The following is a 13,106-nucleotide window of genomic DNA, read 5'->3' as shown; positions in this document are numbered from 1 at the left end:
GCGCTCACAGCGCTCACAGCGCTCTACGGATCCCCCCGCCGGGGCGTCGGGGGACGGGGCTTTGTCGTGCCGTGCGGCAGTGCGGTGCGGCAGTGAGGTGCGGCAGTGAGGTGCTGCACCGTGCCGGGTTTGCTGTGATGCGGAAGCCGGCCTTCTCGCACATTGCCGCCCGACCTGGGTGTATTCCTGTCTGGTTGATGGTGGCTGGGGGGAGGGGGCAGGCGATGGCAACAGTGCGGGCGAGGGCTCACGGCACGGGCGGACGGCCGGGCAAGGGCGGTGCGCCCGGCGGTCGCCGGGTCGGGCGCGGTTCATGGGCGTGCTGCTGATCCTGCTGTCTTTGATACCGGCGGAGTTCTGCTACGTCGCGTTCGCCGCGTGGTTGCCCGCCGACCGTGAGCTCTACCGGGACTACCAGGCAGCCGAGCCGTGTCCCGCTCGTGCAACGTTGCAGGTAGCGAGTGACTGCCTGACCACCTGGCCTTTCACCGTCGTGAAGACGGTCGTCAAGACCGGGAAGAATGCCACCTACGAGGCGACTCTGAAGGATGAGGACTCCTGGCGGGGAGTCGTGAGCTTCGGCGACCCGGGACCGCTCCTCGAGCGACTGGAGCCGGGCGACCGGGTCACCGCCGCTCTCTGGCGCCGTCGCATCGTGGTGCTCAGCCGGGACGGAGTCCGGCCGTGGTCTGCACGGCGGTGATGATGCACCAGAGCCTACGACCCCGCGCCGCAGACGGAGGGTGAGGGCCCTCCCGAATGCCGGAGTGCTTTCTCACGGAGAGCCGTTGGTAAGAAGCAAGTAGCAGACGGGGCCGCGGTGGATGAATGTCGCGGTATCGGAGTCACTGCCGTGGAAATACACCGGAGGCAGAGGCTCTTCGCCGCTGTAGTAGCCGGTCGAGCGCAAGAAATCGGGCTTGACCGAAGCGAACGACCATGCGGAACCGTCCTGGCCGAGCAACTCGTGAACGAAATCTCGTATGAGCTCTTCGGCATGCGCCGGCGAACGGTGGTCTCCGTAGGGGCTGAAAGCCTCGCAGAGCATCCAGCGCAGCCGGGCGAGGAACTCCGCATAGCGGAGCGGGCTGGTCGTCGCGAGGAATCCCTCACGGATGAGCGGGCGCTCGTTGGGGAGGCCGCCGAATTCTTCGGCTACGGACAGGTTGTCCCAGTCGCGCTGACGGTCGGCGGCGAGCATCATCTCCTCGAACAGCCCGCTGCGCAGGTAGGCGTGGAGGACATGACGCTGGTTCTCCGCCGTGACCGGAACGTCGGTGGCAACCTTGAGCAGCAGGGTGTTGCTGTTCATCGCCGAGTCCACGGCCGACAGGAACGCGTCGATGGCAGGACGGTCGACATCGTCCGACAAACCGGTGAATCTCACGGCACTCCCTTGCAGTTCTCCCATGGCCTCTCTCCCATGGCCTCTCTGCCATGGCCGCACCCGCCAGACTGGTGCGTGGATGGTTTCTCACGCCGGCAATTCCCGGTCCCCTTGCCACGCCACGCACGTCATCGCGGCCAGGCCGCCGTTCGCCAGGCCCTTGTAGGTCACCGTCCGGGTGGGGCCGAGTTCGTGGGCGAGCTGCCTGGCCAGGCTTCTGCCCTCGTGGAACAGGCGCTGCCAGGCGTCGTCGTACTTGCCCTCCACCCGGTCGCGGAGGTCCAGGTTCAGGGTGGTATCGATCTCGTCCGCCCAGCCGTACAGAGCGGTGACGAGGCCGTCGGACAGGTCCAGGGCGGCGGCCGGGTCATCGGGGAAGAAGTCCCCGAATCCGTCGGAGCGCAGCGGACCGTACTGGAACTCGCCCTCGACGGTGAGGTCCACCGGGTGCGGAGGGGTGCCGTGGCTGTCGCGCTCCCAGTGCAGACGCTCGCAGCCCCAGCACACCCACTTCGATGTCCGGTGGCGCTCGTCCCAGTAGCGCACCGCCCACGACGGCCCGAGGTGCCCGGCCAGTCGCTGAGCCGCCACCAGGCCCTGCTTGACGTGCTTCCGCAGGTCCGGACGGGAGGCGAAACCGCCGGGCGGACGCAACAGTGACCAGGGGCGCAGCGCGTGGGTCAGGTCTTCCGGCAGCCCCAGGGCGGGGTCGTCCAGCGGGACGTTGCCGGTGAAGGACTCGATGTCCTCGTACGTCCCGCGGCTGTACGGCTCGTAGAGGGGGGAGGGTTCGGAGCGGGCCCGTACGAGCAGGTAGCGCGGTCCTTCGAGGGGCATGCGGATCTCCGCGGTCGTCTCGGGAGGCGGCCCGTAGATGTAGAAGTAGATGTAGACGTCGACGGCTGTCGAAATCAGGGGCGCGAACCCCCAGTCTGTGGAGGCGACCCACCCTGTGGAGAGAGTCCACCCTGCGGGGGAGGGCTGCGGCCCCGCCTCACGGGCCGAGCTGACCGGCGCATCGGAAGCTTACGGGGCCAGGGCCGGGGCCTGGGCTGGGGCTGGGGCCGAGGGCGGGGGCGGCCGCGCCACGGGCGGTGAGCCGTGAAGGGGAGGACCGCGGTGTTCGGATGCAGCATGGAAGAGGGGACGTATTCGTCTGCAACCGGAAGGATGAGCCTGATGCCCAAGTTCATGGATATCCATCACGGTATGAAGGGCGTGACGCCCGACGAGCTCAGCGCGGCGCACCAGGCCGATCTCGCCATTCAGAGCGAAGAAGGCGTGACCTTCGAGCACGCCTGGGCGGATACCGACTCCGGAGACGTCTTCTGCCTGTCGGACGCGCCGTCGGCGGGGGCCGTGCAGCGCATTCACGAGCGGGCCGGCCACAAGGCGGACGAGATCCATCCCCTGTCGATCTCCCTCTGACCGACCTCGGCCCGGCCTATGTTCTCCCTCTGGCCGGCCGATGACCTCTCTCTGACCGGCCGCGGAGGGGCCGACCGATCGGCAACGGCCCCGGCCGGAATGAATCCAGCCGGGGCCGCAATGGCGCTGTGCCGTAGTGGCGCTGTGCCGCAGTGGCGCCGTGCTCCAGTGGAACCGTGGCGCCGTGCAGTAATGGCGCCATGCCTGCGGTTCTCCAGCGCTCCAGTACTGCAGTACTGCAGTGTGCGCCTAGCAGCCGCCGCCGCACTGGCACGGGCCGCCCGACTGGCAGCCGCAGCTGCAGCCGGAGCCGCAGCCGCAGGCGCCGAGCAGAGGGAGCAGTGGATGCCCGACGGCTGTCGGGGCGTCCTGGAGTGCGGGGTTGGGGGAGTCCGCCATGGGTGCCATGCATTGCCTCCTAGGGGTCACCTGGTGCCCATTGCAAGCCCGGGTGACGAGGCGCGTCAACGGCGCGTGGAGGCACACGTCAACGGCGCACGACGGCTCACGGGGCGGACCCGCGCCCTCCTCGCGCTGTCGTGGCCATGCCTCGCGCTGCTGCGGCTATGGCTCCCGCTGCCGCGGTTACCGTTCCCGCTGCTCCGCCCCCACTACGCGCCTTCCACCGCCGTCGGCGGGGCGATCTCGTCGGCGTGCTCGCCGGTCACGAGGTAGACGACCCGCTTGGCGACGGAGACCGCGTGGTCCGCGAAGCGCTCGTAGTAGCGGCCCAGCAGGGTCACGTCCACGGCCGTCTCGATGCCGTGCTTCCAGCGGTCATCCATCAGGTGCTGGAAGAGGGTGCGGTGCAGCATGTCCATCGCGTCGTCGTCCTGCTCCAGCTGCAGCGCGAGGTCGACGTCCTTGGTGATGATGACCTCGGCGGCCTTGGCCATCAGGCGCTGCGCCAGCTGCCCCATCTCCAGGATGGTGGCGTGCAGATCCTGCGGAACGGCCGACTGCGGGAAGCGCAGCCGGGCCAGCTTGGCCACATGCTGGGCCAGGTCGCCGGAGCGCTCCAGGTCGGCGCTCATCCGCAGCGAGGTGACGACGATCCGCAGGTCGGTGGCGACCGGCTGCTGCCGCGCCAGCAGGGCGATCGCGCGGGCCTCCAGATCGCGCTGGAGGTCGTCGACCTTCTCGTCGGCGGCGATGACGTTCTCGGCCAGCTTGAGGTCCGCGTCGAGTATCGCCGTGGTGGCGCGCCCGATCGCGGAGCCGACGAGCCGGGCCATCTCGACCAGGCCCTCGCCGATCGAATCCAGCTCCTCGTGGTACGCGTCCCGCATCTGTGACCTTCTCTCGCATCGATGTGGTGGTGTGGCGTGGTGGGAGGTGGAACGGGGTGCAGGGTGACCTGTGCCCACGCTCTCACGACGGGTGCCCGCGCGGCCGGTACCCCGAAGGAGCCGGTGCTCCACGGAGCTGGTGCTCCACGGAGCCGGCCCGCCACGGAGCCGACCCTCCGCGGGGGCAGTGCTCCGCGGAGCACCGGTGCTCCAGAGGGGCCGTGACCCCGCAGTCGCTCAGGGTGTCCGGTCGCGCGTCGGTGCAAACCGTTGCGGCGCCCGCACTGTCCGGGGCACCCGCACCGTCTGCGGCACCCGCACCATCACCCTGCGGGTACCGCGCGACCTCCGGTGCCACCGGGGGTGAACCGGCGCCGACGTGAAGGTGAACTCTGGGCGACGCATCCACGGCCCCGGGGGCGGGGGTGCGGTTCACCTGGCCGAGCGCCGCAGCGGCAGGCTGCCCGCGCCGCTCTCCCTAGGGACATCCGCCGGGCAGGCGCCCGCCCCGCACCGGCCTCCGGAGTGAACCAGCGCGGACGGCACGGTGAACTCTGGGCGAAGGCTGTTCGGGCAGAGCCCCGCATGGCTGGGGAGGTGTCCGACCCGGCGCATAACCTGGAGTCATGAACGTGGACGCGGCCGTCGCCGCAGTGGCTGCGATCGCCGGGCTCTGTACCGGTGTCTTCGCCATGCTGGCGTTCCGCTGGAGCGAGCGCGACCAGGCCAAACCCACCCGTACCTCCCTGCATACGGAAGCCGTGCTGCCGCCCGGGGTCGACACCGTGCTGTCGGTGCTCCGCTCCTCGGCCGTGGTCCTCGACGAGGCCGACGCCGTCGTCAAGGCCAGCTCCGCCGCCTACGCCCTCGGGCTGGTCCGGGGCGGCAAGCTCGCCGTCGAGCCGATGATGCAGATGGCCCGCGACACCCGAAGGGACGGCGAGATACGCCAGGTCGAGCTGGACCTGCCGCGCCGCGGCACTGGCCGTGGCGAGGCGCTGGCGGTCTCCGCCAGAGTCGCCCCGCTCGGCTCCCGGCTCGTGCTGCTGCTGGTCGAGGACCTCACGGAGGCCCGCCGGATAGAAGCGGTCCGCCGCGACTTCGTCGCCAACGTCAGCCATGAGCTCAAGACGCCGGTCGGCGCCCTGTCGCTGCTCTCCGAGGCCGTGATGGACGCCAGCGACGATCCCGAGGCCGTCGAGCGCTTCGCCGGCCGGATGCAGAACGAGGCCACCCGCCTGACCAACCTCGTCCAGGAGCTCATCGACCTCTCCCGGGTGCAGAACGACAACCCGCTGGAGGACGCCGAGCCGGTCCGGGTCGACGAGCTGGTCGCCGAGGCGATGGACCGCTGCCGCCAGCAGGCCGGCGCGAAGCAGATCACCATGGCCGTCGGCGGCGCTGCCGACCTGCACGTATGGGGAAACCGCGGCCAGCTCGCCGCGGCCCTGGGCAATCTCGTCGAGAACGCCGTCAACTACTCCCCGGCGCGCACCCGCGTCGGGATCGCCGGGCGCCGGGTCTCCGCGCCCGGCGGCGACCTGATCGAGATCGCGGTGACCGACCAGGGCATCGGGATATCCGAAAAGGACCGTGACCGCGTCTTCGAGCGGTTCTACCGTGTGGACCCGGCGCGCTCGCGCGCCACCGGCGGGACCGGCCTCGGCCTCGCCATCGTCAAGCATGTGGCCGCCTCGCACGGCGGGGAGGTCACGGTGTGGAGCGCTGAGGGACAGGGCTCCACCTTCACCCTGCGTCTCCCGGAAGCCGGAGCCGTACGCGACCGCGAACGGCCCGCCGACCCCTCCGCGGAGGGCCTCGACGACGAGGACCGCCCGTACGAGACCTTCAACGATCCGCTCCCTGCTCACCCAGCCCCGGAGGTCCTTCCGTGACCCGAGTGCTTGTCGTCGAGGACGAGGAATCGTTCAGCGACGCACTGTCGTACATGCTCCGCAAGGAGGGTTTCGAGGTCGCCATCGCGGCTACGGGCCCCGACGGACTCGACGAGTTCGAGCGCAACGGCGCCGACCTCGTCCTGCTCGACCTGATGCTGCCGGGCCTGCCCGGCACCGAGGTCTGCCGCCAGCTGCGTGGCCGCTCCAACGTCCCGGTCATCATGGTGACCGCCAAGGACAGCGAGATCGACAAGGTCGTCGGTCTGGAGATAGGGGCCGACGACTACGTCACCAAGCCCTTCTCCTCCCGCGAACTGGTCGCCCGCATCCGCGCGGTGATGCGCCGCCGCGGCGAGCCGGAGGAGGTCACCCCGCAGGCCCTGGAGGCCGGCCCGGTCCGGATGGACGTGGACCGCCATGTCGTCACGGTCTCCGGCGGCAAGGTCGACCTGCCCCTGAAGGAGTTCGACCTCCTGGAGATGCTGCTGCGCAACGCCGGGCGCGTGCTGACCCGGATGCAGCTCATCGACCGGGTCTGGGGCGCCGACTACGTGGGCGACACCAAGACCCTGGACGTGCACGTCAAGCGACTGCGCGCCAAGATCGAGCCCGACCCGGGCGCGCCGCGCTACCTCGTCACGGTCCGTGGCCTGGGCTACAAGTTCGAGCCGTAAAGGCCGTACGTACGCCGCGCTCGTAAGGGCCGTCGAGGCCCCAAGGCGCGCGGGCCCGGCCACTCCCGCCTCGGGGCGAGCCTCCGCGGCCCGGCGATGCCGCGCCACGCTGCCGGGCGATGTCGCGCCACGTCGCCCGGGGAAGCCGCGCCACGTCACGCCGTTCAGCGCCGACCCGGCCGTACGCGGCGGCAGCACGCCTCAGGGGCGCCCCTCCGGATCGGATGGGCGCCCCTGAGGCGTGGCTGTGACGACGCTGGGACGGCCTGCCTGCTGTCGTCGCGCGGGCGGTGTCGGTGACCCCGACACGCGTGCCACGTGCGGTGTCAGTGACCCCGAGACGCGTGCGGTGTCGGTGACCCCCGAGAGGGGTGTCCGTGAGTTCCCCGAGAGGTGTCAGTGACCGCCGTGCGCCGACGCGGAGGGCGAGCCGGAGCCGGAGGGGCTGGCCGACCCGGACGGCTTGCCCGACTGCGACGGCTTGGCGGAGCCGGACGGAGACGCCGAGCCGGACGGCTGCGGCAGCTGCGAGGGACCGTAGCCCTCGAAGAAGTTCTTCGCGGGGACGACGTAGGAGCTGACCTTCACCTTGCCGATCGAGGTGAAGGTGAACGTCAGGGGCTGCACGTTCCCGTCCTTGACGGCCTCGCGGCCGCTGGCCAGGACGGCCGAGGCGTTGCCCTTGCCGCCGATCATCACGGAGCCCCCGGCCGGCACGGTGATCGGGCCCGAGCCACCGCCGACCGGCGCGAGCTTGGCCGACTGGCCGGTGCCGTCGACGGAGATCCCGGTGAGCTTCTGGTCCTGGTCGCCGTTGTTGAACACCGTCGCGGCCACCACGGCCGGGCCCTTGGCGTTCACATCGGGCTGCGTGATCACGTTGACGTTCTGGATCTTGATGCCGTCGACGGAGGTCGCGGCGTTGTCCGGCTTGACCTGCAGCGTCTGGGCTTCGTTCCCGGCCCCGCAGGCGGACAGCGTGGCGATCGAGAGCGAAAGGACGGTGGCGGCGAGGACGCCGCGTCGAAGGCTGCGGCTCACGGCGGCGGCATCTCCTTGACGAGCTACGGCGGCCGAACGTTCGTGCCCGGTCGCGGATGGGCGGCTGGGGCGGCCCTGCGTACGCGTCATGACGACGGGTGCGTAAAGCCGCCCTAAGGGTGTGTCAGCGCCGCTAGGTTACCGAGCCGTCCTCGCGCTGCCGCACCCGACCCGCCCCCAGCGTGATCGGCGGCCCGCCACCGCGGTCCGGGCCCGGTGGCCCGGCCCCCGAAGCGGAAGCGCACAAGGAAAGCTGACGGTGGATCAAGAGGCGGTGGATCAAGAGGCGGTGGATCAAGAGACGGTGGATCAAGAGCGGTAGTTCAAGATCCATCGAGCGGCGGCCGGGAAAACACGCCGGCCGGCGCGCCCGGCACCCGCCGGCCAACATGCCCGGCACCCCGCCGGCCAACACGCCCGGCCGGTCGCCGGACAACGCCGGCCCACCCCCACGGACATCCCCCACCGAGAGCACCCCAAGATCACTCCCCAGGATCACCTCTCAAGATCACCGACTGAGATCAGCGACTGAGATCACCGACTGAGATCAGCGACCGGGGTCCCCCGCCGAGATAGTCCTCAAGAACCGAGACCGACCAGCGAGAACGGGGAAGGAATATTCGGCAAGCGGCCGTTCGGGTGGAGGGCCGTGCGTTTCTCGCCGGGGAAAAGCAGTATTCGCAGGGAATGTGAAGGCCTCGCGGAATTGATCACACTCTTCGGGGTGCCGGATCGTGATCAATTCAGGAATCGCCCTCGAAGGGCCGGGAGCAGCCGAACGGAGTAGCGGAACTCGCTCATCTGGATCCATACAAAGCGGGACATTCCGCCTGTCGATCACCGCGCTCCCGGTATGTGACGGGCGGGTTTCCGCTCGCCCGTGCAGCCCCTCCGACCTGCGAATACCCGCCTCCGAGGGTCCTTCGCAGCACGTTCCGGTCATGGTTGTCAAGCCCCGAGATATGCCCTGACCTGCGAAAACGCCATTCAGAACGGCCCGTTCCCGTGTTAGCATGGATAGCCACGGAAGGGGTACCTGTCACATGACGTTCAAGGTTGGCGACACCGTGGTCTATCCCCATCACGGGGCCGCGCTGATCGAGGCCATCGAAACTCGCCAGATCAAAGGCGTGGACAAGACCTACTTGGTGCTGAAGGTCGCCCAGGGCGACTTGACTGTTCGTGTTCCAGCGGACAATGCGGAGTTCGTCGGCGTACGCGACGTGGTTGGCCAGGACGGGCTGGACCGGGTCTTCGAGGTGCTTCGTGCACCGTATGCCGAAGAGCCGACGAACTGGTCCCGTCGCTACAAGGCAAATCTCGAGAAGCTCGCCTCCGGTGACGTCATCAAGGTTGCCGAAGTGGTGCGTGACCTGTGGCGGCGTGAGCGGGAGCGCGGACTGTCCGCCGGTGAGAAGAGGATGCTCGCGAAGGCGCGCCAGATTCTGGTGAGCGAGCTCGCTCTCGCGGAGAACACCAACGAGGACAAGGCCGAGGCCCTGCTCGACGAGGTACTCGCGTCCTGACGACGTATGCGTCGGCGAGAGCCGGCGCAGCGACGACGTAGCAATGCCGCGGTGCCCGAGTGACGACCGTTTCCCAGTGAAACGGCCTGTTGCCGGGCGCTGCGGCATATCTGCTGCTGTGTCGTGAGCCTCGTCATGAGCCTCATGAACCGGGTCATGAGAACCGGGTCATGAGCTGTGCGATCTTGACTTATGAGGTTGTGACCTGCCGGGACCGGCAAGCGCCGGGCCCCTGTGGTGTGTGCCGGGCCCGGGCAGTTGCCTCGACCGGTGTCACGGAAGGGGCCGGTCAAGGCGTCGCGCCCGGCACTTCCCCAGCCTCCGGCCGGGGCTACCCCCAGGGCCATACCCACCTCTCCCGAGGAAACAAACCTGTCTGCGTCAATTCCGGGCTCGCCCCGGACTCCGGAGCCGTCGATGCCAGATTCCTCCCGTCCGATCCGCACCGCCGCGGTGATCCCCGCCGCCGGCCGTGGTGTCCGGCTCGGTCCCGGCACCCCCAAGGCGCTGCGCGCGCTGGGCGGCACCCCCATGCTGGTGCACGCAGTCCGCGCGATGGCCGCCTCCCGTGCCGTCTCGCTGATCGTGGTGGTCGCCCCGCCCGACGGCGCGGCCGAGGTCAGCCACCTGCTCCACGAGCACCCGCTCGCCGAGCGCACCGACCTCCAGGTGGTCCCCGGCGGCCAGACCCGCCAGGAGTCCGTACAGCTCGGGCTGGCCGCGCTCCCGGACACCATCGATGTCGTGCTGGTGCATGACGCCGCGCGCCCGCTGGTCCCGGTCGAGACCGTCGACGCGGTGATCGCCGCCGTACGCGACGGTGCGCCCGCCGTCGTCCCGGCGCTGCCGCTCGCCGACACCGTCAAGCAGGTCGACCCGCAGCCGCCGGGCACCCCGGAGCCGGTGGTCGGCACCCCGGAGCGGGCCCTGCTGCGCGCCGTGCAGACGCCGCAGGGCTTCGACCTGGCGACCCTGCGCAAGGCGCATGACACCGTCGTCGAGGGCGAGGGCGCCACCGATGACGCCGGGCTGGTCGAACGGCTCGGGTCGCCGGTCGTGGTCGTCCCGGGGCACGAGGAAGCATTCAAGGTGACCCGGCCGCTGGACCTGGTCCTGGCCGAGGCCGTACTCGCCCGCAGGAGGGCCACCGATGGCTATGTCTGAGCAGGACGCAACCCGGCCCGCCGGGGACGCCCCGGCCGCGGTCCCGCCCGCCGTCCTCCCCCTCGTCGGCATCGGCACGGATGTGCACGCCTTCGAGCAGGGCCGTGAGCTGTGGTGCGCCGGACTGCTCTGGGACGCGGCGGAGAGCGACGGCTACGGCCTGGCCGGGCACAGTGACGGCGATGTGGCCGCACACGCCGCCTGCGACGCGCTGTTCTCGGCGGCCGGCGTCGGCGACCTGGGAGCGCACTTCGGCACCGGCCGACCCGAGTGGTCCGGTGCCTCCGGGGTGACGCTGCTCGCCGAGGCGGCCCGGATCGTCCGGGCCGAGGGCTTCACCATCGGCAATGTCGCGGTGCAGGTCATCGGCGTCCGCCCGAAGGTCGGCAAGCGGCGGGACGAGGCCCAAAAGGCGCTGTCGGCGGCCGTGGGCGCGCCGGTCTCGGTCTCCGGTACGACCTCGGACGGACTGGGGCTGACCGGCCGCGCCGAGGGCCTGGCCGCGGTCGCCACGGCGATCGTCTTCCGTACGGCCTGAACGGCGGGCGCGTCCGTCCTTCCGCGTGCGGTGCCCGGCATCCCCCGTATGGCGTGGGAATGCCGGGCGCCGCACGGGTGTTGGAGGGAGGATCGGAGTATCCCTGTCCCCGGAGGGCCCCGGAAGGCCCGCAGGAAGGACCGCTCGTGACTGCCACCCTGTCCGACGACCTCAAGCAGCTCCTCGACACTCCGGTCTTCGTGACCGTGGCGACCGTCCAGCCCGACGGCAGCCCCCAGGTCTCCCCGGTCTGGGTGAAGCGGGACGGCGGCGACCTGCTGTTCTCGACGACCGTCGGCCGGCGCAAGGAGGCCAACCTCCGGCGTGACCCGCGGGTCTCGGTCGTCGTCCAGCCCTTCGACGCCCCGTACACCTACGCGGAGGTCCGTGGCTCCGCCTCCCTCACCACCGAGGGCGGGCAGGAGCTGATCGACGAGCTGTCGCGGAAGTACACCGGCAAGCCGTACGCCGAGTTCAACCCGGAGTCGGGCAAGGACGCCGAGCGGGTGGTCGTCCGGATCACGCCGCGCAAGGTGGTCGGCAGCATCTGACGGGCTCGCCGGCCGCGCCGGAAGCGGCGGCGGGTCCGGCGAATCGGACGCCGATGACGGATACGTCACCCTGTGGCCCAATGGGTCGCGGGGCACTGCCTCGTTCCGACTACCCTGGTTCCGTGACGATTCGCCTGTACGACACCAGCGCCCGGCAGATTCGCGATTTCACCCCGCTCACGCCGGGCTGTGTCTCGATCTACCTGTGTGGTGCGACCGTGCAGGCCGCCCCGCATATCGGGCACATCAGGTCGGGACTGAACTTCGACATCATGCGCCGCTGGTTCGAGTACCGCGGCTACGACGTGACGTTCGTGCGCAATGTCACGGACATCGACGACAAGATCATCAAGAAGTCCGCCGAACAGGGCCGCCCGTGGTGGTCCGTGGGCTATGAGAACGAGGTCGCCTTCAATACGGCGTACGACGCTCTCGGCTGCCTGCGCCCCACCTACGAGCCGCGTGCCACCGGCCACATCCCCGAGATGACCGAGATGATGCGCGGCCTGATCGAGCGCGGTCACGCCTACGCCGCCGACGGCAACGTCTACTTCGACGTCAAGTCCTTCCCGGACTATCTCCGGTTGTCCAACCAGGAGTTGGACAACCTCCTCCAGCCGTCCGGCGAGGGGGAGACCGGCAAGCGGGACCCGCGCGACTTCGCCATGTGGAAGGCGGCGAAGGAGGGCGAGCCCAGCTGGGAGACCCCGTGGGGCCGCGGCCGGCCCGGCTGGCACCTGGAGTGCTCGGCGATGGCCCACAAGTACCTGGGCGCCGCGTTCGACATCCACGGCGGCGGCATCGACCTGATCTTCCCGCACCACGAGAACGAGATCGCGCAGGCCAAGGCCTTCGGCGACGCATTCGCCCGGTACTGGACCCACAACGCGTGGGTGACCATGAGCGGCGAGAAGATGTCCAAGTCGCTGGGCAACTCCCTGCTGGTCTCGGAGATGGTCAAGCGCTGGCGCCCGATCGTGCTGCGCTACTACCTGGGCACCCCGCACTACCGCTCGATGATCGAGTACAGCGAGGACGCGCTGCGCGAGGCCGAGTCCGCTTTCGCGCGGATCGAGGGGTTCATCCAGCGGGTCGTCGAGAAGGCCGGGCCCGTCGAGCCGGCGCCCGACGTGCCGCCGGCCTTCGCCGAGGCGATGGACGACGATCTGGGCGTCCCGCAGGCGCTGGCGATCGTGCACACCACCGTCCGCCAGGGCAATTCCGCACTGACCGCCGACGACAAGGAAGCCGCGGTGGCCCGGCTGGCCGAGCTGCGGGCCATGCTCGGGGTGCTCGGTCTGGACCCGCTCGACGAGCGCTGGTCCGTCGGCGGCACCGACCGCGGAGAAGACCTCCACGGCGTGGTGGACTCCCTGGTGCGCCTCGTCCTCGAACAGCGCCAGGCCGCCCGCTCCCGCAAGGACTACGCCACCGCCGACGCCATCCGCGACCAGCTCCAGCAGTCCGGACTCGCCATCGAGGACACCCCCTCGGGCCCGCGCTGGTCGCTGTCCTGACCCCGGTCCCGCGCCCCGTCGGCCACCCGGATTCGCCTCGCACGGTGGCCGCGGGCGACACTCAATCCATACGTACGTACCCACTCCACGTCG

13 protein-coding genes are annotated in these 13,106 nt (G+C 70.1%); 9 read left to right on the top strand and 4 right to left on the bottom strand.

Annotation, left to right across the window (positions count from 1 at the left end; genetic code table 11):
- The first annotated feature begins 313 nt into the window (after nt 1-313).
- Nucleotides 314-703, top strand: coding sequence for a hypothetical protein (locus ACGFR7_RS26190; protein ID WP_393323865.1), 390 nt, complete (start codon nt 314-316; stop codon nt 701-703).
- 72 nt (nt 704-775) lie between these two features.
- Here the strand turns inward: ACGFR7_RS26190 and ACGFR7_RS26185 are convergent, their stop codons facing one another.
- Together ACGFR7_RS26185 and ACGFR7_RS26180 are read right to left on the bottom strand one after the other, a co-directional pair.
- The gene (locus ACGFR7_RS26185; RefSeq protein ID WP_393323862.1) at nt 776-1,387 is read right to left on the bottom strand and encodes a hypothetical protein; all 612 of its coding nucleotides are present in this window, start codon (nt 1,385-1,387) and stop codon (nt 776-778) included.
- Between the two features lie 87 nt (nt 1,388-1,474).
- Nucleotides 1,475-2,224 carry a hypothetical protein gene (locus tag ACGFR7_RS26180; protein WP_393323859.1) on the bottom strand — a complete coding sequence of 250 codons (750 nt, stop codon included), beginning with the start codon at nt 2,222-2,224 and terminating at the stop codon, nt 1,475-1,477.
- A 342-nt stretch (nt 2,225-2,566) separates the two neighbouring features.
- Between ACGFR7_RS26180 and ACGFR7_RS26175 the strand changes: the two genes are divergently transcribed.
- On the top strand, nt 2,567-2,815 hold the full coding sequence (locus ACGFR7_RS26175; protein WP_086721184.1) for an SCO4226 family nickel-binding protein: 249 nt from the start codon (nt 2,567-2,569) through the stop codon (nt 2,813-2,815).
- A 611-nt stretch (nt 2,816-3,426) separates the two neighbouring features.
- Here ACGFR7_RS26175 and phoU read toward each other — a convergent pair.
- Nucleotides 3,427-4,104 (bottom strand): phosphate signaling complex protein PhoU, encoded by a 678-nt coding sequence (phoU, locus tag ACGFR7_RS26170; protein WP_129294800.1) that lies wholly within the window; start codon nt 4,102-4,104, stop codon nt 3,427-3,429.
- Nucleotides 4,105-4,730: 626 nt separating this feature from the next.
- Here phoU and ACGFR7_RS26165 point away from each other — a divergent pair.
- On the top strand, nt 4,731-5,999 hold the full coding sequence (locus tag ACGFR7_RS26165) for a cell wall metabolism sensor histidine kinase WalK (RefSeq protein ID WP_093492019.1): 1,269 nt from the start codon (nt 4,731-4,733) through the stop codon (nt 5,997-5,999).
- Nucleotides 5,996-6,676, top strand: coding sequence for a response regulator transcription factor (locus ACGFR7_RS26160; RefSeq protein ID WP_086721180.1), 681 nt, complete (start codon nt 5,996-5,998; stop codon nt 6,674-6,676). Before ACGFR7_RS26165 ends, ACGFR7_RS26160 begins: the two co-directional genes overlap by 4 nt.
- Nucleotides 6,677-7,072: 396 nt before the next feature.
- Here ACGFR7_RS26160 and ACGFR7_RS26155 read toward each other — a convergent pair whose 3' ends face one another.
- Entirely contained in the window at nt 7,073-7,717 is a 645-nt protein-coding gene (locus tag ACGFR7_RS26155; RefSeq protein ID WP_393323854.1) for a DUF461 domain-containing protein, read from the bottom strand.
- A gap of 1,043 nt (nt 7,718-8,760) precedes the next feature.
- Here ACGFR7_RS26155 and ACGFR7_RS26150 point away from each other — a divergent pair.
- The 5 genes from ACGFR7_RS26150 to cysS all read left to right on the top strand — a co-directional run bounded on the left by ACGFR7_RS26150 (nt 8,761) and on the right by cysS (nt 13,013).
- A complete protein-coding gene (locus tag ACGFR7_RS26150) occupies nt 8,761-9,243 on the top strand; it encodes a CarD family transcriptional regulator (RefSeq protein WP_003953493.1) in 483 nt (160 codons plus the stop codon).
- Between the two features lie 417 nt (nt 9,244-9,660).
- A complete protein-coding gene (gene ispD, locus ACGFR7_RS26145; protein ID WP_393323851.1) occupies nt 9,661-10,407 on the top strand; it encodes a 2-C-methyl-D-erythritol 4-phosphate cytidylyltransferase in 747 nt (248 codons plus the stop codon).
- Nucleotides 10,400-10,945, top strand: coding sequence for a 2-C-methyl-D-erythritol 2,4-cyclodiphosphate synthase (ispF, locus tag ACGFR7_RS26140; RefSeq protein ID WP_393324114.1), 546 nt, complete (start codon nt 10,400-10,402; stop codon nt 10,943-10,945). The genes ispD and ispF overlap by 8 nt, the downstream gene beginning before the upstream one ends.
- A gap of 146 nt (nt 10,946-11,091) precedes the next feature.
- Nucleotides 11,092-11,496, top strand: coding sequence for a PPOX class F420-dependent oxidoreductase (locus ACGFR7_RS26135; protein ID WP_350252936.1), 405 nt, complete (start codon nt 11,092-11,094; stop codon nt 11,494-11,496).
- A gap of 122 nt (nt 11,497-11,618) precedes the next feature.
- Entirely contained in the window at nt 11,619-13,013 is a 1,395-nt protein-coding gene (cysS, locus tag ACGFR7_RS26130; protein WP_393323848.1) for a cysteine--tRNA ligase, read from the top strand.
- Nucleotides 13,014-13,106 lie beyond the last annotated feature (93 nt).

It is taken from the genome of Streptomyces sp. NPDC048516 (assembly GCF_043199875.1).
Taxonomy (GTDB): domain Bacteria; phylum Actinomycetota; class Actinomycetes; order Streptomycetales; family Streptomycetaceae; genus Streptomyces.
Note: the sequence above shows the minus strand (reverse complement) of the source record. Positions and strands in the feature narration are given on the sequence as shown.

Bases quoted from the DNA above. Each gene is read 5' to 3' on its own strand.
- ACGFR7_RS26190 (WP_393323865.1), top strand. From the start codon at position 314: ATGGGCGTGCTGCTGATCCTGCTGTCTTTGATACCGGCGGAGTTCTGC.
- ACGFR7_RS26180 (WP_393323859.1), bottom strand. From the start codon at position 2,224: ATGCCCCTCGAAGGACCGCGCTACCTGCTCGTACGGGCCCGCTCCGAA.
- ACGFR7_RS26175 (WP_086721184.1), top strand. From the start codon at position 2,567: ATGCCCAAGTTCATGGATATCCATCACGGTATGAAGGGCGTGACGCCC.
- phoU (WP_129294800.1), bottom strand. From the start codon at position 4,104: ATGCGGGACGCGTACCACGAGGAGCTGGATTCGATCGGCGAGGGCCTG.
- ACGFR7_RS26165 (WP_093492019.1), top strand. From the start codon at position 4,731: ATGAACGTGGACGCGGCCGTCGCCGCAGTGGCTGCGATCGCCGGGCTC.
- ACGFR7_RS26150 (WP_003953493.1), top strand. From the start codon at position 8,761: ATGACGTTCAAGGTTGGCGACACCGTGGTCTATCCCCATCACGGGGCC.
- ispD (WP_393323851.1), top strand. From the start codon at position 9,661: ATGCCAGATTCCTCCCGTCCGATCCGCACCGCCGCGGTGATCCCCGCC.
- ispF (WP_393324114.1), top strand. From the start codon at position 10,400: ATGTCTGAGCAGGACGCAACCCGGCCCGCCGGGGACGCCCCGGCCGCG.